This is a genomic window from Pseudomonas sp. NFACC16-2, from assembly GCF_900119205.1.
Taxonomy (GTDB): domain Bacteria; phylum Pseudomonadota; class Gammaproteobacteria; order Pseudomonadales; family Pseudomonadaceae; genus Aquipseudomonas; species Aquipseudomonas fluorescens_Q.
In genome coordinates, this window is sequence record NZ_FPIX01000001.1 from 349,458 (window position 1) to 372,629 (window position 23,172).

Consider the following 23,172-nt stretch of genomic DNA (forward strand, 5'->3'; position numbering starts at 1 on the left):
TACAAAAATATTTTTTGATGGCAAAAATCAATTCACGGCCCCCGCTACGGAGATGGGTGAGCCTCGCAGAGGCCGATTCAGGCCTCATAGCTCCGGGAGGTTCACCTCCCAAGACAAACAGCTACGCCGAGCTACATCTGATCAGGACGATCTCGAACTCGGAGCTTCCTCACTGCCCTGTTGAACAAAAAAATCAAATACACAGGAGCCACAAATGCATAGGTTCGCACGTACCTACGGCCTCACTTGTCTATCGTATGGCGTTGGCCTGACGCTTTCTGGAACCGCCTTTGCCGGTTACCAAATCCAAGAAGGCGATTTCAAGGCTGATTTCACCCTATCCGCACTGGCGGCCTCGGTTTCTTCAAAAAACGCCAACTTTGGTGCTGGCGCATTCGATATCCGGTCAGGCAAACCGACCGGGCAAAACCATTCCTGGCAAGAGTTCTCGGTAAAGCCAGGCGTAACAATGGAATATAGCGTCAACCCAGACATCACCCTATTGGCCGGAGGTTCCATCGTTGCAGCTACCACACAAGGTGGGGCTGACCCAGGGGGCTACACCCGCAACGGCGCCAACAACACTGCCCTAGAGGAGTTATATGGTGGCGTGCAAGTCGGAGATTGGAAGCTGACCGTTGGTAACCAAAACTTCGCTGTAGGGAACATGTTCCTTATTGGTGATGGGAATGTGGATGCATTTGGTGACGGCGCCTACTACAGCGCGCCCAGAACGGCCTACCGGGACTCTGTCGTTCTCAACTGGACAGGTAGCCATGTCAGTGCTCAGGCTTTTTCTCTTCGCACAGACGGACATGCGGGTGACTTTAGGCTCCAAGGTCTAAACGCTGACTGGCAATTGCCAAACGTCGTGCTAGGAGCAATGGCTTACAAAGTCGACACAATGGAGTCGGAGCTTTCCGCCCTCTCGTCACAACGAAATGGTCAAAACGTTTACAACTTACGCGCGCTCAAAGGCAGTATTCCTAGTCTTCCTGGCCTAGTCTACAACGCAGAGTATGCATTGGAGAAAGGCAGCGGAGACGGAATCAAATACGACGCCAAAGCTTGGTACGGATCGTTGGACTATACGTTTTCCATGCCGTCTGCGCCCTCGATTGGATATCGCTATGCGTATTTTTCAGGCGATGACGATCCGGGCGATAACACCAAGCGAAGCTTTGACCCTAGCACGAAGGGATACACTGACTGGGGGCAATGGTTGATTGGGGAAGTTGTCGGCAACTATGTGCTGTACAACAGTAACGCAAAGGTCAGTACTCTCCGCGGCAGAATGAAGCTCAACGAAGTTTTTTCGGTTGGTGCCCAACACCATCACTTTGAGCTGGCGGAAAGTAATTACTTTGGCACGCCAGTGACAAATAAAAACTTTGCAAATGAGACAGGTCTGTACTTGGAATGGACCCCCACCCCTTCCATCTATTCTTTCGTTTCTTTCAATTGGGTGCAGCCGTTGTCCGGTGCGAAGCAAGCATTGGGTGATGAAACCTTCAGCGCACTTGAGTTCTGGGTTGCGTATAAATACTGATCAGACCATCCCTCCAACGCCAAAACCAAACAGGTGCATCATGCACAACCATCACGCCTCCAATGTAAACCGTGATCGACTGCTACTCATATGGATTGCAACCATTGCAATAATTGTTCTTGGTATTCTTCCGATGTTCATTGGGTCGCTTGCGGCGATACGCAATCTAGATCTTTCCGAACAGGGCTGGATTATTTCTGCGGAAAGCTATGGCATGCTGCTCGGCACCGTAGTTTGTGCCTCGCTAGCCAAGCGTATTAAACCTGCCATTCTTTTCATCTGCGCTGGATTAATTGCACTCATTTTTAACACAGTATCCGCCCAGTTTGCTAACTTCCAGGTAGTCCTGGCTTCAAGATTTATGGCGGGATGCGGTGCGGGACTGGCATTCAGCTTGGCTATCTACTATCTAGGATTGATCAAAGGTCAAGAGCGTTCATATGGCATCACGCTAGCACTGCAAACATTGGTCTTCTGCGGGTACGCCATTTTGTACCCAGTCATCGTTGAGTACTACAGTGCAAAAACTGCTATTTACTCTATCGGGATATGGTTTGTCATGATCACTGTCGCTGGCGCTTTTTTAAGCCAGTATCTTTTTCGCCTCCAACAGAGTGTTTCGTCTTCAACATTATTAGGACAAGGTACGCAATTTGATGGCGGCGTTGCCATGTTGGGTATGTTCCTTTTAGAGGTGGCTATATTTTCCCTGTGGGGATACGTTGGTAACATTGGTATGGCTCAAGGGATTTCCGAGGTGGACATTGGCTGGGCATTTGGTATTGGTCTATTAGGAGGTTTGCCTGGAGCCGGTTTCGCCGCCTTAGTTGGCAATACTTGGGGCAGGAAGCCTTTCATTCTAATCGGCTGTATTTTAATCGCCGTCCCGACCGTAATTTTAGCTACGTCAAGTGTCACTACAAACGGACTGATGACTTCGCTGTTTGTAATGAACGTAGGATGGATGCTTGCGCTTTCGTATTACATGGCGCACATCGCCGCAAACGATCCAAACTATATCTACGTTAGGTATATGGGCGTCACTCAATGCCTAGCGGTTGCTCTGGCCCCGACACTAATCGCCAGCGTCATAGTAGGAGACAGCCTCGCGCCAGTGTTCGTGATCTCTGCGACCTGTTCGACCGTGGCCGGGATCATCGTCTACCTGATAAAAGCGCATCCGCCTCGCATCTCAACTGAACTTACGTCAAAAGTCTGAAAGGAGTAACCATGTCAACTCTCTACTACAACGCAAAAATCTGGACGGTTAATAAGAATCAGCCTAGGGCTGAGGCGATGCTGGTAAATGATGGAAAAATCTTGGCTATCGGGGACGTGACCGAGATCAATGCTCTAGCAAATGCTCAAACTGTAAATGTCGACCTCAAGGGTAAGACAATCATTCCTGGACTGCACGATGCCCATAGCCATTTGATCTGGGCGGCGGCACGCAGACTGGGGTTTCAGTGCCAACTGGACGACCCACAGACCCTAGATGAGCTTGCCTCACAGCTCCGGGCTTATTGGACAAAAAACTCACATCGTAAATGGATTACGGCTAGCGTTTACAATCCATTAGTCTTGACCACTGAAATCCTGACGTTGGAATGGCTGGATAATGTCCTCCCCGGTGTACCTATCGTGCTACACGATTTTTCCTACCACAATGCGATGGCGAATAGCGCCGCTCTCGCCGCCGCCGGATTGCATAAAAATTCCCCTCCAATTCCCGGTGGCGTTATTGGCCGTGATGAGGATACCGGGGAACTGAACGGAATTCTCCGTGAGCAAGCTTGGGGGGTTGTACACCGCGCCGCTCCTCAAAGTTCTCTTGAAGAGAACGTAGAAGCTCTTAAAGTGGCGGCGTTGGTTTGTAATGAGCATGGAATCACGTCGGTTCAGGAGGCTTCAGCAAACGAAGCGTTTTTGAAAGCAGCGAAAGCTTTGGATTCTCGTGGACAGCTCACTCTGAACCTGACATGTCACATACCATGGGGCTCGGAAATGCTTGCGGGCTGCAATAAGGCCGGCCAGGATGCAGTGATTGCGAATCGCGCTATGTATGCAAGCCCAAGGGTTGACGTGAACGCTATCAAGGTTTTACTTGATGGGACCTCCATGGCACCCGTTTTCAGCCATGTACCGCTTGATCCGGTGACTGACCAACCGATCACATACAACCTCTTATTAGATCCAGATGAACTGAGCGAACGGATTGCGGACTGGACTGCTGAGGGTCTTATTGTTAAGTCCCATTGCACTGGGTACGGTTCTGCCCGAATTGGACTCGATAACTACGAACGCGCATCGCATGTACCTCGAGCCCCAGGCCAATACCACGACATCGCTCATGCCCACTATATTTCTGAGCGGGATCGCAAGCGCTTCGCAGATCTAGGCGTTGTGGCCGAAATGTCTCCGGCGATCTGGCATATTCCGCAGTATCAAGAAGCATTGGGTAGGGCTTACGATTTTCGCACCCTGTACGAGAACGGCGCTTTGATGACGATCGGCACGGACTGGCTATTACCTCCTACTCCAACGTTATTCCCGGCGCTTGCAGGGGTATTGGAGCATGGAGATGAAAGCGTTTCTCTTGAACTCGGAGTGGAAATGTTAACCATAAATGGCGCCATTGCTGTCGGTCGATCAGATCAACGGGGCTCTTTGGAGATTGGTAAAGAGGCGACATTCATTGTGTTGGACACGCCTATATTCGAGGCCTCTCCCGCCGAAATAGCGGAGACGAAAGTACTCAAAACTTTCATCTGTGGGGAAGAAGTCTACTCACTGGAATCGGCGTGAATTAGGAGAATATGGTGACCAACCTGACCACCCATGACCGTATACCGGTCACACTTCTGACCGGTTTCCTTGGCAGCGGTAAAACGACATTGCTCCGCGAGCTTCTCGCCGACACACGCATGGCGCGCACCGCCGTCATCATCAACGAAATCGGTGAGGTTGGGTTGGATCACCTACTGGTCGGAACGCTCGACGACGATGCCGTACTCCTTAAAAGCGGATGTGTGTGCTGTACTATGAAATCTGAGTTTGGGGACACCCTCAAGTCACTGTTTAACCGACGTGAAAGCGGAGTGTTACCAAACTTTAATCGTGTGATTGTCGAAACGACGGGGTTGGCAGATCCTGTTCCACTGGTGAAGCTGTTGCTTGGTGATGAAGGCCTCGTTTCAAGATTTAGACTTCAGGCAGTAGTGACCACGGTGGATTGCCAGATAGGTGCGCTGGAGCATCGGCCTCGGGTAGAGCGAGACAGACAAATAGGTATCGCCGATCACCTGGTACTGACAAAAACAGATCTGGTGAGTACCGATACCCTTGTAGGTATTACTAAAAAGCTGCGCGAATTGTACCCAGATAAACCCATTACAAATGGTCGCGTTCAACAGGATATTTTTTCGTTACTGCTTGAGAAACCAACAGCAGCCATTGGCAAAAGAGATGCTTCTAAGGCTTAGACCTACGCATTTCCAACCATCTTTATCGGTGAGTACTTCGACGCACAATCACAAGGGGGTGCATACTTTCTGCTTAAGTGCCGACGAGCCGATCAAGTGGGCCGTCGCCATCTCTTTTCTAAGGTGGCTGGCCCGGACGTACAGCCACAAGCTGTTAAGAATGAAGGGGATTTTGAACATAATGGAATCGGATAAGCCCATCATCGTACAAGGGGTGGAGCATTATCTCTTTCCCGAAACCAGCTTGGAGGCATGGCCCGGGAACTTGCGGTCTACCCAGCTCATTATTATTGGAGATGGACTGCCAGAACGAGACGTGAGGGAGAAGTTTAGCGCTATGGTATTGGAGACCAAATAAACGTGTTTGGAAGTGATGATCTAGTCGGCACTGATGGTCGCGGTAGGGACGGCAAGCGGGCGGCGGCGATCATGAGCCTGATCCAGTCGGCGCCCATCAATGAGCATGATCCGTTTGCTTATCTCAAGGATGTGCTCACGCGGCTGCCAACGCAGCGAGCCAGTGAGATCGAGCAACTGTTGGCGCATCAATGGATACCTGCCTGATCTGAGCAAGGTGTGTTCACTGGCCGCTTACTCACATTGCCGGGATAAAGCGTTTACGCGGCGGTCAAGGCCGCAGTTGAAGTGCTCACCCGTTACAGGGCCATAGAACTACTGAGCGTTCATTGTCCACGGGCCTTTATCGCATCGGATAGCCGCTGACATCTCATATCGTTAGAACCTTCGCAATATTTAAGCGCGTCATCCAACTCGTTGTTTTGCGCACTCAGGTACGCTAGCGTGTAGCGCAGATCCTGATTAGCGGGATCCTGCTCCAATCCTCTTAACAATGATATTTTCGCCTCCTTCTGACGCCCCATCCGGCTCAAAAGCAGACCAAGGTTGTAATGCGCTCGTGGAGTGTCGGCACGCTGCAACCATTCTATTGCCTCTGGAGCATTACCCTGCTGTGCGAGCAAAAGCCCAAGCGTTAAGATAAGCTCCTGCTGCTGAGGCTGTGACGCCAGTCCTGCGCGAAGTAACTGTTCAGCTTCAACGGTCTGACCTTGAATGACCAGCAGACGCACAAGACCCGTACGGGCCGGTACGAAACGTGCGTCCTGTACAAGAGCCTGGCGGTAGTTGTGCTTTGCGTCTTCAGGTCGATGCAGACGCTCCTGCAGTATCGCCAAGTTCACTCTTGTCACAGGCAGATCAGCGTCGCGCGCCAAGCGCTGCTCATGGTCGGCGAGCTGAGAGGAAAGCAGGTCCTGTAACGGCGGCTGCAAGCCAGTATTGTAATAGTCGGCGAGCCCCCGAGCCGCCTGATCACGGACCGCCAGGATCGGATCACGCAACAATGGCAGCAGATACTCCAAACGCTGTGTGGGTGAATGCGCCTCCACACTACGTGCTGCTTGCAGCCGAACCTCTGGACTGTCGTCTTTTAGTGCTTCGATAAAACTGCGATCTAAAGCCGAGCCGTAACTTGCGCCAAGCTCAACCGCGGTAGCCCGGACGATGGCAGGCTGCGTAGTGTCGGTGATGAGCTTCGCTAATTGAGGGAGGACCTCAGGATCGTTGCGACGAGCTGCAGCGAAGACTTCGCCGTAGTGCTTAACAAGGGGAGGTCGGAAATTCCATCCTGCGAGCGCTTGTGCCGCCCAGGCCGGGGTTTCTCCTTTATGACAGCCAGTACAAGCGTCGGGCGATCCGGTCTGTGCATCCAAATCCGGGCGAGGTATGCGCAAAGCGTGGTCGCGTCGCTCATCTACACCCATATAAGTACGAGTCGGCATATGGCAGTTGACGCACTGCGCGCCTTGAGAGCCAGGCACGTGATGATGATGTGCTGGATTATCGTAATTTTTAGGTATCAGACTGGGAAATAGTGGATTGCCTGCCGGATTGTGGCATGCCTTGCAAAGGTCGTTGCCTTCAGCACGCAGCTTCGTTGTGTGGGGCTCATGGCAATTGCTGCAGGTCACGCCTTTGTTAAACATTTTGCTCTGAGTGAATGAGCCATACTCAAAGACTTCATCGAGGATTTGCCCATCGGCATGATAGAGCCCTGCTGAAAGCACCGCTGGGCGCATCGCATCAAGCAGTGGTTTGCCGGGCTGACCTCCATTACCAAGGGGTTGGCGACGGCTATGGCAGCGAGCGCATTGCTCAACCAGGTAACCTTTCTGAGAGTTATGGAAGTCGACGGCGAGCCCTTTCTCATCCGGACCGGAACGCTCAGTTTCTTGGGCGCTCTTTGTTGCCCAGTCGATATGCCGTTGACCTGGACCATGGCAGCTTTGGCACCCCACCGCCATTTCGCTCCAGGTAGTTTGGTAGGTATCCGCAGCAGCATCGTAACCTTTGCGCAAATTGCCAGAATGACAGTCTGCACACATGGCGTTCCAATTCTGGTAGCGACCCGTCCAGTGCAGTGCGTCATTGGGGCTGAACCGTTGCCCAGGATACAGTGAAAACCATCGCTGCCCGCCCGCCATCTGCGGACGACTATCCCAGGCTACGGTCAGACTCTGCAAGCGCCCGCCAGGGCGCTCTATCAAGTATTGTTGTAGTGGATAGAAACCAAAGGTGTACGCGATCACAAAGTCGGTGAGTTTACCCTGCTCGTCCTCAGCATTAACGTAAACGCGGTCACCACGCCTGTAAAACCGAAGCTCAATGCCATTGCCATCATTGAAAATGACGTCATTAAAGTCCCCTAAAACGTTACCCTCACGAGCTTCCCGCAGGGACCAACTGTGATGGGAACCTGCCCATGCATTTGCCTCGGCCTGATGACAGCCGGAGCAACTCTCTTGAGCGACATAACCATCCGAAAAGGCTTGTGCGGGAGGAGACGAAGCTGCCATACCGGGCGTCGACAACAAAATTTGCAACAAGCACAAGCATTTTAGAACGGCCCGGTAAGGCATTGATCAATCTCTTATCGAGTAGAAGCCGCGAAGATCCGCCGCTGGTTCCGCTTAGGCGTAAATCAATAGCCGCTAACCTGATCCGGCAGGACCACTTGATTTTGCTGCGCGTACTGGTCCCACGTCTTTTTTAGTTCTGCCACTCTAGCTGGCTCTTTTGCGCTGAGATCGTGCGCCTCAGCCAGATCCGTATGAAGGTTGAACAACTGCCACTCACCATTACCCCATGGCTTGGGCATATGCACCAGCTTCCAGTCGCCTTTACGTACGAAGCGCTTACCGAACAATTCACCGGCCTCCGTTCGCTCAGCCACATTCTGCCCCTTGAGCAGCGGTATGATCGAGGTCCCCGTCATCGGTGCAACTTCACGGCCTTGGTACTGCACTCCAGGACGTTTGACACCTGCCAGCTCTAACAATGTTGGCGCGAAATCTTTGACGCTGACCAGCTTGTCGAGCTTTTTACCGTGCGATTCAATACCCGGAATGCGGATGATACCCGCAGTACGGGTGCCTCCCTCGGTCGGAAAACCTTTAAAAAGGCTAAAGGTCGGGGATGACACACGAGCCCAGTTAGGACCAAGGAATGTGTAGGAACCAGGCTTACCCATGCGTTCGAAACTGAAGTCGTTAGTCTCGTCGATTACCTTGCGGATCTTTGGAAATTTGTCGCCTGGCCATGTATCGTCCAGGTCGTGGCCTTCCGCGCCGTTATCAGAAATGAAGATAACGACCGTATTGTCGTACAGACCATTTTTGCGCAGATAGTCGAAGACACGCCCCGTGTTTACGTCCATTTGATCCACCATCGCCGCATAGATTTCCATTGCACGGGCTTCACGCTTACGTTCTTCGTCGGTGAGGCTATTCCATGGCCGACCTTTAGGGGAACGGGCTGCCGGTTCGGCACCCGCCGGCACCAGACCCAAGGCTTTTTGCTTACTCAGCCTGGCTTCGAGCAATGCATCATAACCAGCGTCGTAGCGACCTCGATATTTGGCCACAGCCTCATCTGGCGCTTGCAACGGCCAATGCGGCGCAGTGAAGGCCATCATGCCGAAGAATGGACGCCCACTGTCCTTATCTGCGGCTATATAGTCGATCATCCTATCCGCGTAGTACTGGCTGGAATAGGTAAATTGCGCGGGCAATGTTTTAAGTATTTTGCCGTCCTCCGCGTAGGGTGCCCTAGCTTCCGGCGTAGGTGCATAGGCAGGCTTCATGTCCGGGAAGTGACTGGCACCACCGCTAAGCATACTGAAGGAATGCTCAAAGCCGCGCTGGTTCGGAGTGGTTTGCTCAGTACTTCCAAGATGCCATTTACCTGCCAGGTACGTGTCATAGCCTGAATCGCGCAATAGGGAGGCGATCGTGACTGCCCGATCATTCAGATACCCTTCGTAACCCTTTTTGCCTTCCTGGTTAGGTGCTGTTTCTTCAGCCATATTGCCCAAACCGACCTGATGGGGGTCCGCCCCTGTCAGCAGCGCGGCACGGGTTGGAGAGCAGGCAGGCATAGCCTGGAAGTTGGTCAGTTGCACCCCGGACGCTGCCAGGGAATCAAGGTTCGGGGTTTCTATCTCACCTCCGAAACTACCAAGATCGGAGTAGCCCATGTCATCGGCAACGACAACTAGAATATTTGGCTTGGTAGGGTCGCTGGAGGCGGCCAGCGCGCACGAGACGCTGAGTGAAGCAGCTATACCGACTGTCGCAGCCAGCGCGGAGCGAAAAAAGGGAGCACGCATCGGATATATCCTATTCGTAATGTATTTATGGTTTAACATCTTTACGGCAGGAGACGATCACTAAAATGCAAATGAGATGACCAACTGGCTGTAAAGGTTAAGGTCATCGCTACCCTGTTGCGACCCACCCTCTTCTGCGCTCTTCTTCGGCTTATACAAGCCTACTAGCGGGCTGACCGTGAACTGTCCCAAGGTCCAATCGAGGTAAAGATCCAACTCTTTAGCGTCGAGGTTGCCTTGAGCAGGGTCGAGGGTGTTGAAATCGAAGAGAAGTACACCCATCGCTACATCAGGATGCGGTGTCAGGCCAAGGCTGACCATCTGAATGGCGGCATTCCGCTGAAATGGACCTGAGTAATTACCCGCCACCTCGCCCTGGAACCAGGTTCCATACCCCCGACTGAAGCCACTGAACAGCGGATCGTAGTTTTCCGAATAGCGGCTGTAGCGGTAACCGAGACGTGGCTGCCAAGGTGCAGCGGAGAACGTCCAGCCCGCCTCGGCATACCAAGCATGTTCATCACCCAGACTTTTCTCTTCATGGGCATACTCGAAGGACAGGAACAAGTCTTTAACCCCAGCGTTACCCTGGGCACGCAAGCTGGTGACCTTCAAACCGTCGCGCTGCCTGCTGAAAGCATTCGCCAGTTTGTCATCAACGCCTAACCCTTTGATATACGTCAGACCTACCGTACCCTCAGGCGCTACATGCTCAAGCACACCGATACCGAGCTCAGGCTTGGCCTTGATTTCATTATCTGACTTCAACCAGATCAAATCCCCGCGCCAACCCTCCTGTCCACCGAGGCGCAACCAGGCTGTCCGATCGAAGGCATTGCGGGCGGTCAAATAGTAGGCCCCTCCGCGATCAAGGCTACCGTCGGCGAAGTTATTACCCACACTCAGACCATCACCGTTGATGATGAACCCATCACCAATCTTGACCTTCTGGCTGCCGGCGGAGAAGTCTACGCCGTCCTTGCCCAAGGCGGGAAACAGATCCCCGGAGCGCCAGCCAACGTAGGCACGGTCAACAGCCGTACGACGCTCCGTTCCATCGGTATAGCCAGCTGCGTCACCCTCACCCCAGGTAGCATTGCTGACCAAGTTGAATTCTCCATACAACGAAGTGTTTGCAGAACCTGGAAAGACCTGAGTTCCGCTCATCCCGTAGCGTACAAAACCCTCTTGCCATGCCACTGAACCTGGTTTTATCGGGCCACCCTGATTGTAACTTTCGTCGCTATGAAAGAAACCCACAGCCCCTTGAACATTCAATTTCAATGTAGTGTCAGAATCGGAGTATAACTCGTAGGCCCAAGCACCTGAGTTCATGGTACTCAGGGCGGAGAGCAACAACACGCTACGGTGAAACTTGCACATATCGAACCCTCTTTATGCTTATGTGTTGTGAAAGGCAGAATGTTTTGCATATAGCCATCTCACCACAAAAAAATTAGAGGGTCTTGACGATAGCAGCCATGCAACTTGTACCAGCCTGCCAGCCCGAGGGGTCAGTACGCTGCTATCGGGCAACTTTATGTACAAAGAAATTGATGGTCGAGCGAACAGCGACTCAGAGCAGTGGCTGAGTGAATCGGGTCAGAAGTAGTCTACGGGCGGCGGCAAACCTCGAGAGCAGCACCCAGCCAATCCGGTACAGAGTGTCCATGCTTAATCATGAACTCAGTATCAAAAGACGTATCACGCGTCCAACGTCACAAGAGTCGGGGTCTGAGGCAACGAGCCATTGCCAAGATGCTTGATGCCTATGGCGCACCCGTCCTCAATGTTCTTCGATCGTAAGCGTCCGGTCATCCCGTCTGGTTTCTTTGACTGTGGCTGTCAAACAGCGAGATGTCCAACGTCAGCCAGCGGGTCATGGGTAGCCTGTACTATATTGAGACTGCAATCTGTCTGATCGCATGGTGTGAGGCTTGGTGCCGTGTCTTGATAGACTTCTTACCTTCTCCACTGCTCCCTATCCGAGGATCTCTAATGACAAATCAACCCATATTGATCGAGTTGGTTCGAGAGACAAATCCGGTATTGCTCAAGTCTTTGAATGACCTACTCCCCCAGCTTTCCATGAATGCGAAGGCGATGACAATGCAAGAATTGCAGCAGATCGTAGGTGCAGAATGCTCGGGTTTATTAGTCGTAAAGGGGACAGGTGGAGAAAATATCTTGGGAGCGCTAACCCTCATTCATTTCCGTATTCCGACAGGAGTTCGTGCGTGGATCGAGGACGTTGTTGTGGATGCTGGTGCCCGGGGACAAGGGGTCGGCAAAGCACTCATTCAGGCAGCTGTAGAAAGAAGTCATGCTCTGGGCGCAAAAACACTGGATCTCACGTCTAACCCAAATCGAGAATCTGCTCATCCTTTATATGAGGGAGCAGGATTTTCTGTTAGAGAAACAAAGGTCTATCGCTATCTTCCCGCTTGATGGATGTTCCCAACGATCAGCCTCCCTGTTTGACCCAGCGAAAAGGGAGCAAGTCGGTAATTTCGCTTGCCCGCTGCGTCGGCAGCCGCATCAGCACGTCCTTCAAATATGCATACGGATCATGCCCATTCATGCGTGCAGACTGAATCAAACTCATGATTGCTGCCGCCCGTTTGCCGCTGCGTAGCGATCCGGCGAACAACCAGTTGGAACGCCCAAGTGCCCACGGCCTGATCTGGTTTTCGACTTGGTTGTTGTCAATGGGCACAGCCCCGTCGTCCAGGTAGCGCGTCAGCGCTATCCAGCGTTTAAGGCTGTAATCCAGGGATTTGGCTGTTGCCGATCCGTTGGGCACCAGATCACGCTGGGCCAACATCCAGTCATGCAGCGTTTTGATGATCGGGGCTGCCTTTTCCTGGCGTATTCTCCAACGATCCCTACGGCCATTCGGCGCATCGTCTGCATGCGACGCGCGCGAAATAAGACAGACGATGACTGGCGGGGCTCTCTTACGACTGCACGACCTGACAACCTTGAGCAAGATGGCCGTTTGGATCTCCTGTAGCTATCCTCGCCCGACGTTGACGCGGGCACATCCCTACCGATGTGCGATACGCACCAATTCCTGGTCATGCAACGCGCCGAACTCGCTACTGCTCAACCCCAGCACGTCCATCAACACCGCCTCGGTATCAGCCCCCAATTGCGGTGCCGGCTGCGGCGTGCGGTAGTGGCCGTTGAAACGCAGGGGCATGCCGGGGGTGAGTATTTGGCCGATGCCGGGTTGCTCCAGTATTTTGAACAAGGGGTTTTGCTCGGAGCAGGACGGGTCTTCTTCGAGCAGTGTGCTGATGCTCTGGTAGTGGCTCCAGCACACGCCGCTGTCTTCAAAGAGGGCGGTTATCTCTTCCAGGGTGCGCTCCGCCACCCAGGGGCTGACCAATGAGGCCAAGGCCTCACGGGCGTGGAAACGCTCACCTTCGCGATTTAGATCGACCTCTAGGTGTCGACCCAAGGCCTCCACCTGTTCGGTGATAGCTGTGACCTCGCAGAGGCTGCGCCACTGTTTGAGGGTCAGACCAACCACCATAATGCGCTGCCCGTCACGGGTCACGAAGTCGCGGCCAAAGGCGCCGAACAAGTCATTGCCGTGGCGTTGCCGTTGTACGCCGCGCTGGGCTTCGGCAAGAAAGCCCAAATGCCCCATCACTGCCAGCGCCACATCTTCCAGAGCCAGCTTCACCTGCTGACCAATGCCCTGCCGGCTGCGCTGACGCTCAGCGGCAAGTAGCCCAACGGCCGCCATTTGCCCAGTGATCAGATCCCAGGCTGGCAGCACATGGTTGACCGCGCCATCGACGCCCTGCGGGCCGGTGAGATAGGGCAAACCAATGCGCGGATTAATCGTGTAATCAACCGCCGAGCCGCCATGGCGATCGCCCTGAATGGTCAACTGAATCAGGTCCGCACGCTGGGAACGCAGGGTGTCGTAGTCCAGCCAGCCTCGGGGCGGAAAGTTGGTCAGCAGCATGCCGGCATCCGTGCCCGGCGCAGTGATCAGCGCCTGGGCCAGCTCACGGCCCTCGGGGCGATTGATATCAATAGCCACCGAGCGCTTGCCTTTATTGAGCCCGGCCCAGAACAAGCTGGTGTTGTCGTCGGTGACCGGCCAGCGGCGATAGTCCAGGCCGCCGTCGAGACCATCGACGCGGATCACATCGGCCCCCATCTGCGCCAGGGTCATGCCACCTAGCGGAGCGGCGACAAAGGCCGATACCTCAATTACGCGCATGCCCTTGAGAATTGCCTCGCTCATCAGGCGACCTCGACTTTCAGTGCGGCTTCCAGCAGGCTGCGGCCAATGACTTTCAACGCCAGGGTTTCTTCGGCGCCCTCAAAAATTGACAGCACCCGCGCGTCGACAAAGTAGCGGCTCACCGCCACTTCCTCGGCATAGCCCATGCCGCCGTGAATCTGCAGAGATTCGCGTGTCACCAGTTCTGCGCTACGGCAGGCGAACAATTTCACCAGGCTTGCTTCCATTCGGCCCTCGCCCTGAGCCAGCATACGTCCCACCGAATAGGTGAGATAACGGCTGGCGACATAACGTGCAGCCATTTTTGTCAGCTTGGCGCCGGTCAGCGGGTAATCCGCCAGTGGGGCTCCGAACACCTTGCGCTCCGTTGCATATTGCAGCCCCGCCAATAGAGCCGCCCGCATCACGCCGCTGGCCCGTCCGGCCGTTTGCATACGCCCGCCTGTCATCCCCGCCATGGTGTAGTAGAAACCTCTACCCAGGCCCTGAGTCTCGCCAATCACATTGCCGTCAGGCACAAAGAAGTCCTCGAACGACAGATCGAACGAATGCATGCCACGGTAGCCGATGGTAGGAATTGCCCGCCCGGTAAGGCGCCCTCCCCCCGGTTGACGAAAATCAAAGTCATGGCCGTCGTAACTAGGCTTCTCCGCCAGCAACAAACTGAGGCCGCGGTGCCCCAGGTCTTTGTCGGGATGAGTACGGGCGACCACCATCAGCACCCCTGCCTTCCCGGCAAAGGTACACCAGGTTTTCGCTCCATTCAGGCGCCAGCCGCCCTCGCAGGGAGTTCCTCGCAGGGTCAGGTTGGCCACATCGGAACCATAATCAGGTTCGGTAATTGCAATCGCGCACAACGGCTCTCCCACAGCCAGTCGCGCAAGCCAGTGCTGCTTCTGGGACTCAGTGCCGCCGCTCAGTAGCGCTCTGGAGAGAATTTCCGGACGAGTGATCAGGCTGCCTGCGGCAGCCAGTGAAGCCTGAGACAGGGCCTCGGTGACCACAATCATGGTTAACGGATCCTCCTGATCGTCTGGAGCGCTGCCGCCGTACTGCTCGGGAATGGACAGCCCAAAGACGCCCATATCGCGCAAAGCTGCCAGCAAGCTGTCGGGGATGGTGAGGTCTTCGCGATGAATGTGCTCGGCAAGTGGTGCCACGGTGTCAGCAGCGAAGCGGCGGAACTGATCCTCAATCATCGACAGTTCGTCCCCCATCGCCACCTGACCGATCTGCTCTGGACGTTCTGCCATTAAACGCGCACTGTCATGCAGGGCAGCACTCGATAAAACACTACGACGCAATGCACGCAGTCTAGGGTCTGCCGCGATGGCATGCAGGGCGCTATCAGCCAGATCCAGCTCTGCACAAATTGCCTCCAAGCGATTGCGCACCAAGGTGATGGCCTCCACAGCAAACACCAAAATCAGGCGCCGATCCACCGCGCTAGTACCGGCATCAATGGCCTGCAATGAACGCTCGGCGGCCAACAATTCGGCACTGGCCCAAGCGAGTTCGAAAGTCGGTACTTGCATCAGGTCCAGCAGGTCAGCATCCAGTTGCTGGCCCTTGGTGCAGCGTGAAGCCAAGGCACGGGTGGCCTGCTCCAGTACGCCGCGCAACTGTAACAGCAGGCCCAGCAAATCGTTGGTAGCGGTAATTGGCAGCATAGGTCGAACTCCAAACATTATTTAGCTGGCAGTCGTTGGCAGTGAATGGCAGACATGTGGCGGGTCAGCAGCTCTCGGGCACGGGCGACGATCGGCGCATCGATCATCTTGCCGCGGAAGGCAAAGGCGCCTCGCCCCTCGGCTTCGGCACAGGCATACTCAGCCAGCAGAGCGACGGAGTATTCAACCTCGGCATCGCCAGGAGAAAACACTTCGTTAAGCACCGCCACTTGCTCAGGATGAATGCAGAAGGCGCCGATCATTCCCAGCTGCCGCCCCAGTACCAGGGTCTGACGAAAACGTGGGATATCACTGAAATCGGCAATCGAGCCTGGAAAACCAAAGGGCAGAATTCCTGCGCGGCGGCAGGCAAAGGCCACTTGCTGGTTGGGCCACAGTAACGTTTCCGGCACAGGTTCCATTCCCGCGGACACGGAAAAATCTTCCGGGCCCAGGCTCATGCCCATCAGCCGTGGCGAGGCCGTGGCAATTTCATCCAGTAAGGGCAACGCCGCTACATCTTCGATCTGCGCGAGGATCAGCGTTTGCCCCGAGGTCATACCGCGCTCGGCTTCCAAACGGTCCAGTTGCAAGGCCACCTGGCGCACCACCTCGGCAGAGGCCACTTTGGGCAGCACCACGGCGCAAACGGCGGGGCTGACAATTGCCTGCAAATCCAACAGCCCGCCGCTATCGGGTGTATTGATACGCACCAATACATCCAGGCCATGGTTGGAGATGTTCTGTGCGGCGCTGCTGGCAGCGTCGCGAGCTTGTGCCTTTTGCCCGGGAGCAACGCTGTCTTCAAGGTCTAGGATGCAGGCATCAGCGTTTCGCTCGTGGGCTTTTTCAGTGAACTTGCCAATATGTGCGGGGACAAACAGCAGCGAGCGCCACATTGGGAATGCACGACTCATTGCGGCACCTCCACGTTGGCGGTGGCGATCATGGTGACAAAGCCATCCTGGTTCTGCGTCCACAGATCAACACGATCGCCACTGCGTTTGCTGCACAGCAATAAGTGGTCAGTGTCGAACACCGGGCGCACAGCGCGAAAACCAAAACTGCTTACCCGTACCTCGGGCATTTGTATCGCCACCTGCTCGGCCAGTAAGGTCGCCAACAATGGGCCATGCACCACCAGCGCCGGATAATGCTCCTGCCGCGTGGCGTAGTCGCGATCGTAGTGAATGCGGTGACCGTTGAAGGTCAGCGCGCTGTAGCGAAAGAGCAGTACCGGGTCAGGTTGAAACGGCTGCTTAACATCCGCTTCATCTGGCGCGGGCTCGCCGGGCAGCGAGGGGCTGGGGCCGTTGGCCATTTCCCGGTAGACCAAGTGTTGTTTCTCCACGAGACAGCGTCGTCCCTGCTGGCTGATCTGATGTTCCAGGCTGACAAACACCAGGGCCCCGGTTTTTCCCGCCTTCAGCTCAACAGAAGTGACCACCGAGCGCTGTTCGGCCAGTTCGCCGATGCGCAATGGTCGCTCACACATGAACTCACCCGACGCCCACATACGTCGAGGCAAGGGCACCGGTGGCAGGAAGCCTCCGGTTCTGCCATGGCCGTCAGCACCCAGGTTGGTACGCTGGGCGCAGTCATTGAAGTACAGCCATTGCCAGGTAGGTGGCAGCGTCTCGCCTTGCATAGGCACCTGTTCGCGATCCAGCGTAGCGCTCAGCGCCTGGACAGCGAACGGCGCCAACAGCTCTTCACGCACACGCTCGCGGCCTACCCAGCCACGCAAGTAGTCGATATCAATTTCAGTCATCGCGCGCTGTCTCTGCGGTGAGTAACGAGAGCCCCAATGCCGCGCGCCGGGCCAACCAGGGGCTGGGGCGGTAACGGGGGTCACCGCTGAGCTCATGCATGCGAGTAAGAATGTTCATCACCCGCTTGCCACCAATGGCATCGCCAAGGCTTAGCGGTCCTTGCGGGTAACCCAGACCAAGGCGCACCGCATCTTCGATGTCAGCGACACTGGCGATGCCCCGTTGAACAATATCGGCAGCGATATTGACGATAGTCGCCAACACTCGCTGGACAACGAACCCGCAGCTGTCGTTGATCACCGTCACCGGTGTGTCTTGTGCGGCCAGCATCGCCCAGGCGGCATCGCGCACCTCTGGACGGGTGACGCTGCTGAGCATCAGGGTACGGTGATTTTCCAGGCCAGGCAGCGGGTCCACGGCCACCGTTCGGGTGGGGTCGAGACCGTGCACGGCGCAGTAACGCGAGACGTCATCGCCCCAGAACTGCACCAGCGATATATCCGCCTCATCAGGTAGAGGGTGCAGCATCATGCCGACCTCCAACACCAGACCTTGCAGGCGTTCGTAGTCGTCGGCAGCCGGGTCCACCCAGACCAACAACTCGTGGTTGAGCGCAGGAACAGGCCGAGCAGGTGCCACCTGTTTTTTGAGGTTGTCGCTGTAGCGATACCAGCCTTCACCCGTCTTGCGTCCATAGAGGCCAGCACCCAGGCGCGGCGCTACCAGAGACGATGGACGAAAACGCGGCTCTTGGTAAAACTGCTGGTAGATGGACTCCATCACCTTGCCGGACACATCCAGCCCCGTAAGGTCGAGCAGCTCAAATGGGCCCATGCGAAAGCCACCGGCTTCGCGCATCAAAGTGTCGATGTCCTGTACCGAGGCCACCTGCTCCTCGAGGATGCGCAAGCCTTCGGTGTATAGCCCACGGCCGGCATGGTTAACCAGAAATCCCGGCTGGTCTTCGGCCACCACCGCGCGGTGACCCGCCCCCACTACCACTGACTGCAAGGCAGCGACAGTGGCGGGCGCAGTACGCACAGCGGCGATGACTTCGGCGACCTTCATCAAGGGTACCGGGTTGAAAAAGTGCAGTCCGGCCACGCGTTCGGGACGGCGGCAACCGGCAGCGATATCAGCGATCATTAGCGAAGACGTATTGCTGGCCAGAATCGCCGTATCACCCAGCACCGCTTCCAGGGCACGGAACAACTCACGCTTGATACCGAGGTCCTCCACCACCGCTTCAATAGCCAAGTCGCAACCGGCCAAGTCTTCGATGTGTGTGCAGGCGGACATGCGCGCGATAATCGCGTCGCCTTGCTCGCGGCTGTAACGTTCTTTGCTAACAGCCCTGTCGATCAGGTCACGGACAAACTCGATGGCGCTCTGCGCGGCGCCCTCGACAGCGTCATAACAACGCACCGAATGGCCGGCTTGGGCGAATAACTGAACGATTCCGCGGCCCATGGTGCCGGCGCCAATCACGGCGATACTGTGGATACTCATAGTTAGTTTCCCGTGTAACGCGGCGGGCGTTTATCAAGGAATGCACGCATGCCTTCGGTTTTGTCCTGCGTGTCGAACAGCAGTAGGAATTCGCGATGTTCCAAGGCCAGTGCAAGGTCCAGCGATTGATCGGCGCCCAGCGCCAGCACCCGTTTGATTGCTCGCAAGGCCTTGGGCGGCATGGTTGCCGTGGCTTGGGCGAGGACGATGGCGCGCGCCAAGGCGCTGCCCTCCGTCACCAATTCGCTGACCAAACCCAACTGGCTAGCGCGCTCGGCGCTGAGCAGTTCACCGGCCAACAGCATCAGGCTGGCCACTGGTTTACCCACGGCACGCAGTAAACGCTGAGTACCGCCAGCGCCGGGCATAATGCCCACCCTCGCTTCGGGCTGACCGAAGCGCGCCGAGTTGTCGGCGACCAGGATGTCGCACATCATCGCCAACTCGCAGCCCGCCCCCAGGGCAAAGCCGCTGACCGCCGCAATCAGCGGCTTCTGGCTTTTCGCCACAGGCGCCCAGTACTGGCCCAGGTCCAACTCCGCCACTTGTTGGGCGCCCTTGTCCACCAGTAGATTGAGATCGGCACCAGCGGCAAACACGCTATCACCGCCGGTAATCACGATCACCGCCACACCGTTGTCACGCTCCAGTTCCTGCATGGCGCTGGCGATGGCGACACGCATGCTGAGGTCCAGTGCATTGCGCTTTTCAACACGGTTCAGCCGCAAGATAGCCACCGCGCCATTTCGCTCTACCACCACCGGTGTGCTCATACGAGGTAGTCCACGGTGCTGGTGAACTGCGGCTCGCGCTTCTCTGCAAAAGCGGCAAAACCTTCGCGAAAATCGGCACCGAGCAACAGCACCGCCTGGTCGGCTTCCTCGCGCTGCAGCTCTTCGGCCAAGCTCGCCGACGGGTGATCCAGGCGATTTTTCATTCGAGAAAACGCGTCGCGCGGTAAACGACTCATCCTGCTCGCCAGGCTGACTGCTGAGTCCATCACATTTAGACCAACACATTCATCCGCCAAACCCGCGACGACGGCCTCCTCGGCGGATATGTATTGGCCGTGGGTCAGCATGCGCTTTGCTTCGGCGACACCCACTCGGGCAGGTAGTGTTCGCAGCAATCCCCAATCGGGAGAGAGACCCAGCTTCAGAAAAGGGAACAGAAACCGTGTCTTGGTGCCGGCGAGCACAACGTCTCCCAGCAACGCCAGTCCAACCCCCGCTCCTGCACAGATGCCTTCTACTGCCGATATGACAGGCATCGGAAATTGCCCCAACAAACGGCAGAGCTGATGGATGTGCTGCATTCGCTCACGCGCACCGGACTCGTCCAGATCAGCCATGGTCGTAATGTCGCCACCAGCGGAAAACATCCCTCCAACACCTCCCAAGATAATGGCTCGACAAGCCGCCTGCTCACGCGCCTCAGTCAATGCATCGATGAGTGACTGGCGTACGTCATGGTTTATCGCATTGCGCTTCTCGGGACGGTTAATCAGCAACCGCCGGACGCCAGGGGCGGGATCATCGATCAGGATGGCCATCAGTCTTCTTCTCTACCAATGATGGAAATCGAGCAAACGTTCTGTGATGGCTGCCCGCCAAGGTTGTGAATCAACCCAGTACGCGGGTCTGGCAACTGCCGCGGACCGGCGCGCCCCTGTAGCTGCAAGTAGATTTCGTAGAGCATGCGGATCCCGCTGGCGCCAACCGGGTGACCGAAGCACTTGAGACCGCCGTCAATCTGGCAAGGCACTCGGCCTTCAGCGTCGAAGGCGCCATCCAGTACGTCGCGCACCGCCATACCTGGCTCAGAGAGGAACAGATCCTCCATGGTCACCAACTCGGTGATGGAGAAGCAGTCGTGCACCTCAGTCAGACTGATCTGTTCACGTGGCCGGGTGATGCCGGCTTCGGCGTAGGCTTTCCTGGCAGCAATGCGGGTGGTGTGCACATAGCTCCCGTCCCAGCCATTGCCCTGCATTTCCCAGCCATTGGAGACCGCCACTTGCAGGGCCTTGAAGGTCACCAGATCGGTCTTGCCCATGGCCCTGGCAATGTCCGGGCGAGTGACGATCACCGCCGCCGCTCCATCGGAAACCCCACAGCAATCAAACAAGCCCAGGGGCTCAGCGATGATCGGCGCCTTCAGGCACTGCTCTTCAGTGATGATTTTGCGCAGGTGCGCCTTGGGGTTTTTGGCACCGTTGGCGTGGCTTTTGACCGACACATGGGCGATGGCCCGCTTGAGTAGCTGCGGGTCAACGTTAAAACGCGCCTGGTAAGCCGAGGCCAGTTGAGCGAAATTGGCCGGGGCCACGGCGCTGGGGTACCACTGCGGAATATAGGTACCGACTGTTGCGACCGGCAGGCCACCGTAGCCGGTGTCTTTCAGCTTTTCCACGCCCAGGGCCAAGGCGATATCGCAGGCGCCAGAGGCCACCGCATACACCGCCGCGCGAATGGCTTCTGAACCGCCGGCACAGAAGTTCTCTACTCGGGTTACGCCAATGTTCGGCAACCGCAGGGCAATGCTCATCGGTGTACCGCCACGGCCGGTGCCCACATCTTCCATGTGGGTGGAAAACCAGGCGGCGTCGATTTGCTCCGGGGAGATGCCTGCATCAGCCATGGCCTCACTGTAAGCCTCGACCATCAAATCTTCCGGGCTGGCGTCCCAGCGTTCGCCGAAGCGGCAGCAGCCCATGCCGAGAATCGCAACTTTGTCTTTGATACCAATGGGCATGACGAATTACTCCAACGGCGCTTGCGGCGCGGGGGTGTGAACGGGGGTGGCTTTCCAGAAGTAGCGCTTGAAACCGCGCAGGTCGTCGATGTCTTTGATGCGAAAGACCATCTCCACCTCGAGCGCGGTCTGCACTTCGCCCTTGGCGACGTCGGTGAATTCCATCAGGATGCGACCGCCCCCCTCGAAGTCGATTTGCCCGTAGTGATGGGGCGGCGCCATATAGGACGACAGTGACTCGGCGGACCAGCTCAGCACCCGGCCAAGGCGGTCAGCCAGGGGATGGGCGTCCTGCGTATCCAGGGCGGCGGCATCGGGGGTGTAGGTCAGCCGTGAGGGTGGGAAATGCACGTCACCACTCACACGGCAACGCCCGGCCACCAGGCCGAGAATGGCGCGACGATGGCGATAGGCTGTGCTCAGCGCGGTCTTTTTGTCTTGCTCACCGCGCACACCGCGCTCCAGTTGCAACTGGCCCTTGTAGGTGAGAAAGCGCGTATAACTGAGCTCTTCACGGCCACGGGCCAGCCAGCCGGACACGCCACGGCGAGCGGTGAAGTGTTTGATTTCATCGGTCACCCGCAGTACCACGGCGCGAGCACCGCTGCCAAATTGGGCGAGCACGATCACCTGCCCCGGCTCGGCACTTTCCAGGACATTGGCCAGCAGCAACAGGCCATGGCCGACGCCAGTGTTACCCACTTCTGCCGCCAGGCCATCGACCACCGCTTCGGCAGGGATGCCACAGGCCTGGGCCAGTTGCGCATCCATCTTCGCCAGCGAGGTGGGGAAGATGAAATGTGCCACCGCTTCGGCGTCGACGCCGCTGTCGCTCAGGGCGCGTTTGATCACCTGGGGCATGCAGCGACTAACGCCTTCATCACGCACCCAACGCTCTTCGCCGAAATAATCGATCTCGCGGCCAGTGAGGCGGAAGTGGTCGATAAAGTCGACGCTCGACGCCGCCTGGCCGAGCACTTCTGCGATCACCTGTTCACGACCGAACAACAGCGCGGCAGCGCCATCACCGTAATCCAGCTCCTGCGCGCTGGCGGCGCGGGTGCGGCGGTTGTCGGCGGCTGTCAGCAACACAGTGCCTGGGGCGCTAGCGGCACTGGCCAAGGCTTGGGAAAAACCGGCCAGGGCCGCGCACTGCGAGCCGGTGACGTCACTGGCGCCAGTGTACTCACCCAGGTTTAGCGCTTCGGCAACCACTGCCGCGTTGAGGCGCTCGGCAAACGGCAGGGTGCACGAAGCGAGAATCACCTCGCGCACTCGGCCCTGCAGGTCCTGTCCGCCCAAGGCATCGCGTGCAGCCGCGACCGCCATGGTAATGCTGTCCTCATCCCAGTTGGCCATGGCGCGATGGCCACGGGCTTTGCCTTTCAGCTCGGGGGCGTACCAGGCATTGGCCGCTACCACGGCTTGCCGGCTCAAACGCAGGCGCGGGATATAGGCGCCGAATCCGGTGATACCGATGCTCACAAT

At 56.4% G+C, this 23,172-nt stretch carries 18 protein-coding genes and 2 pseudogenes; 7 read left to right on the top strand and 13 right to left on the bottom strand.

All coding sequences use genetic code 11. From position 1 onward, the window contains the following. The first annotated feature begins 214 nt into the window (after nt 1-214). The 6 genes and pseudogenes from BT116_RS01360 to BT116_RS01385 form a co-directional block, all read left to right on the top strand. Nucleotides 215-1,549 (top strand): alginate export family protein, encoded by a 1,335-nt coding sequence (locus BT116_RS01360; RefSeq protein ID WP_072339348.1) that lies wholly within the window; start codon nt 215-217, stop codon nt 1,547-1,549. A 40-nt stretch (nt 1,550-1,589) separates the two neighbouring features. Next, nucleotides 1,590-2,768: an MFS transporter gene (locus BT116_RS01365; RefSeq protein WP_072339350.1), complete on the top strand. Its 1,179-nt coding sequence runs from the start codon at nt 1,590-1,592 to the stop codon at nt 2,766-2,768. An 11-nt stretch (nt 2,769-2,779) separates the two neighbouring features. Beyond that, nucleotides 2,780-4,354: an amidohydrolase gene (locus BT116_RS01370; protein ID WP_072339352.1), complete on the top strand. Its 1,575-nt coding sequence runs from the start codon at nt 2,780-2,782 to the stop codon at nt 4,352-4,354. A 14-nt stretch (nt 4,355-4,368) separates the two neighbouring features. After that, nucleotides 4,369-5,031 (top strand): CobW family GTP-binding protein, encoded by a 663-nt coding sequence (locus BT116_RS01375; RefSeq protein WP_256572534.1) that lies wholly within the window; start codon nt 4,369-4,371, stop codon nt 5,029-5,031. Continuing rightward, complete coding sequence (locus tag BT116_RS31685; RefSeq protein WP_371856151.1) at nt 5,015-5,389, top strand: GTP-binding protein; 375 nt, start codon at nt 5,015-5,017, stop codon at nt 5,387-5,389. The genes BT116_RS01375 and BT116_RS31685 overlap by 17 nt, the downstream gene beginning before the upstream one ends. Nucleotides 5,390-5,424: 35 nt before the next feature. Next, nucleotides 5,425-5,595: pseudogene (locus BT116_RS01385) on the top strand (transposase domain-containing protein); the annotation flags it as partial. A 119-nt stretch (nt 5,596-5,714) separates the two neighbouring features. On the opposite strand, the gene BT116_RS01390 reads toward BT116_RS01385, so the two are convergent. The 3 genes from BT116_RS01390 to BT116_RS01400 form a co-directional block, all read right to left on the bottom strand. Continuing rightward, on the bottom strand, nt 5,715-7,904 hold the full coding sequence (locus tag BT116_RS01390; protein ID WP_170845909.1) for a tetratricopeptide repeat protein: 2,190 nt from the start codon (nt 7,902-7,904) through the stop codon (nt 5,715-5,717). A gap of 125 nt (nt 7,905-8,029) precedes the next feature. After that, nucleotides 8,030-9,715: an arylsulfatase gene (locus BT116_RS01395; RefSeq protein ID WP_072339361.1), complete on the bottom strand. Its 1,686-nt coding sequence runs from the start codon at nt 9,713-9,715 to the stop codon at nt 8,030-8,032. Nucleotides 9,716-9,775: 60 nt separating this feature from the next. Further along, complete coding sequence (locus BT116_RS01400) at nt 9,776-11,098, bottom strand: alginate export family protein (protein WP_072339363.1); 1,323 nt, start codon at nt 11,096-11,098, stop codon at nt 9,776-9,778. Nucleotides 11,099-11,713: 615 nt separating this feature from the next. Here BT116_RS01400 and BT116_RS01405 point away from each other — a divergent pair. Beyond that, nucleotides 11,714-12,163 carry a GNAT family N-acetyltransferase gene (locus BT116_RS01405; RefSeq protein WP_083569081.1) on the top strand — a complete coding sequence of 150 codons (450 nt, stop codon included), beginning with the start codon at nt 11,714-11,716 and terminating at the stop codon, nt 12,161-12,163. Between the two features lie 16 nt (nt 12,164-12,179). Here BT116_RS01405 and BT116_RS01410 read toward each other — a convergent pair. The 10 genes and pseudogenes from BT116_RS01410 to BT116_RS01455 form a co-directional block, all read right to left on the bottom strand. Continuing rightward, a pseudogene (locus tag BT116_RS01410) lies at nt 12,180-12,599 on the bottom strand (transposase); the annotation flags it as partial. 162 nt (nt 12,600-12,761) lie between these two features. Next, nucleotides 12,762-13,979 carry a CoA transferase gene (locus BT116_RS01415; protein ID WP_072339365.1) on the bottom strand — a complete coding sequence of 406 codons (1,218 nt, stop codon included), beginning with the start codon at nt 13,977-13,979 and terminating at the stop codon, nt 12,762-12,764. Beyond that, nucleotides 13,979-15,649, bottom strand: coding sequence for an acyl-CoA dehydrogenase family protein (locus BT116_RS01420; RefSeq protein ID WP_072339367.1), 1,671 nt, complete (start codon nt 15,647-15,649; stop codon nt 13,979-13,981). The genes BT116_RS01415 and BT116_RS01420 overlap by 1 nt, the downstream gene beginning before the upstream one ends. Before the next feature lie 17 nt (nt 15,650-15,666). Next, nucleotides 15,667-16,566, bottom strand: coding sequence for an HpcH/HpaI aldolase/citrate lyase family protein (locus BT116_RS01425; RefSeq protein ID WP_072339369.1), 900 nt, complete (start codon nt 16,564-16,566; stop codon nt 15,667-15,669). Then, entirely contained in the window at nt 16,563-17,420 is an 858-nt protein-coding gene (locus tag BT116_RS01430) for an HTD2 family dehydratase (RefSeq protein WP_072339371.1), read from the bottom strand. The genes BT116_RS01425 and BT116_RS01430 overlap by 4 nt, the downstream gene beginning before the upstream one ends. Further along, nucleotides 17,413-18,930, bottom strand: a complete 1,518-nt coding sequence (locus BT116_RS01435; protein WP_072339373.1) for a 3-hydroxyacyl-CoA dehydrogenase — start codon at nt 18,928-18,930, stop codon at nt 17,413-17,415. Before BT116_RS01435 ends, BT116_RS01430 begins: the two co-directional genes overlap by 8 nt. Nucleotides 18,931-18,932: 2 nt before the next feature. Then, nucleotides 18,933-19,703 (bottom strand): enoyl-CoA hydratase-related protein, encoded by a 771-nt coding sequence (locus BT116_RS01440; protein WP_072339375.1) that lies wholly within the window; start codon nt 19,701-19,703, stop codon nt 18,933-18,935. After that, nucleotides 19,700-20,482 carry an enoyl-CoA hydratase/isomerase family protein gene (locus tag BT116_RS01445; protein WP_072339376.1) on the bottom strand — a complete coding sequence of 261 codons (783 nt, stop codon included), beginning with the start codon at nt 20,480-20,482 and terminating at the stop codon, nt 19,700-19,702. The genes BT116_RS01440 and BT116_RS01445 overlap by 4 nt, the downstream gene beginning before the upstream one ends. After that, nucleotides 20,482-21,684 carry an acetyl-CoA acetyltransferase gene (locus tag BT116_RS01450; protein ID WP_072339377.1) on the bottom strand — a complete coding sequence of 401 codons (1,203 nt, stop codon included), beginning with the start codon at nt 21,682-21,684 and terminating at the stop codon, nt 20,482-20,484. Before BT116_RS01450 ends, BT116_RS01445 begins: the two co-directional genes overlap by 1 nt. A 6-nt stretch (nt 21,685-21,690) precedes the next feature. Continuing rightward, a complete protein-coding gene (locus BT116_RS01455; RefSeq protein WP_218157838.1) occupies nt 21,691-23,169 on the bottom strand; it encodes a hydroxymethylglutaryl-CoA synthase family protein in 1,479 nt (492 codons plus the stop codon). Nucleotides 23,170-23,172: the final 3 nt, after the last annotated feature.

Excerpts from the sequence above, each read along its gene's own strand:
- BT116_RS01360 (WP_072339348.1), top strand. The coding sequence starts at position 215 with ATGCATAGGTTCGCACGTACCTACGGCCTCACTTGTCTATCGTATGGC.
- BT116_RS01365 (WP_072339350.1), top strand. The coding sequence starts at position 1,590 with ATGCACAACCATCACGCCTCCAATGTAAACCGTGATCGACTGCTACTC.
- BT116_RS01370 (WP_072339352.1), top strand. The coding sequence starts at position 2,780 with ATGTCAACTCTCTACTACAACGCAAAAATCTGGACGGTTAATAAGAAT.
- BT116_RS31685 (WP_371856151.1), top strand. The coding sequence starts at position 5,015 with ATGCTTCTAAGGCTTAGACCTACGCATTTCCAACCATCTTTATCGGTG.
- BT116_RS01390 (WP_170845909.1), bottom strand. The coding sequence starts at position 7,904 with ATGGCAGCTTCGTCTCCTCCCGCACAAGCCTTTTCGGATGGTTATGTC.
- BT116_RS01395 (WP_072339361.1), bottom strand. The coding sequence starts at position 9,715 with ATGCGTGCTCCCTTTTTTCGCTCCGCGCTGGCTGCGACAGTCGGTATA.
- BT116_RS01400 (WP_072339363.1), bottom strand. The coding sequence starts at position 11,098 with ATGTGCAAGTTTCACCGTAGCGTGTTGTTGCTCTCCGCCCTGAGTACC.
- BT116_RS01405 (WP_083569081.1), top strand. The coding sequence starts at position 11,714 with ATGACAAATCAACCCATATTGATCGAGTTGGTTCGAGAGACAAATCCG.
- BT116_RS01415 (WP_072339365.1), bottom strand. The coding sequence starts at position 13,979 with ATGAGCGAGGCAATTCTCAAGGGCATGCGCGTAATTGAGGTATCGGCC.
- BT116_RS01420 (WP_072339367.1), bottom strand. The coding sequence starts at position 15,649 with ATGCTGCCAATTACCGCTACCAACGATTTGCTGGGCCTGCTGTTACAG.
- BT116_RS01425 (WP_072339369.1), bottom strand. The coding sequence starts at position 16,566 with ATGAGTCGTGCATTCCCAATGTGGCGCTCGCTGCTGTTTGTCCCCGCA.
- BT116_RS01430 (WP_072339371.1), bottom strand. The coding sequence starts at position 17,420 with ATGACTGAAATTGATATCGACTACTTGCGTGGCTGGGTAGGCCGCGAG.
- BT116_RS01435 (WP_072339373.1), bottom strand. The coding sequence starts at position 18,930 with ATGAGTATCCACAGTATCGCCGTGATTGGCGCCGGCACCATGGGCCGC.
- BT116_RS01440 (WP_072339375.1), bottom strand. The coding sequence starts at position 19,703 with ATGAGCACACCGGTGGTGGTAGAGCGAAATGGCGCGGTGGCTATCTTG.
- BT116_RS01445 (WP_072339376.1), bottom strand. The coding sequence starts at position 20,482 with ATGGCCATCCTGATCGATGATCCCGCCCCTGGCGTCCGGCGGTTGCTG.
- BT116_RS01450 (WP_072339377.1), bottom strand. The coding sequence starts at position 21,684 with ATGCCCATTGGTATCAAAGACAAAGTTGCGATTCTCGGCATGGGCTGC.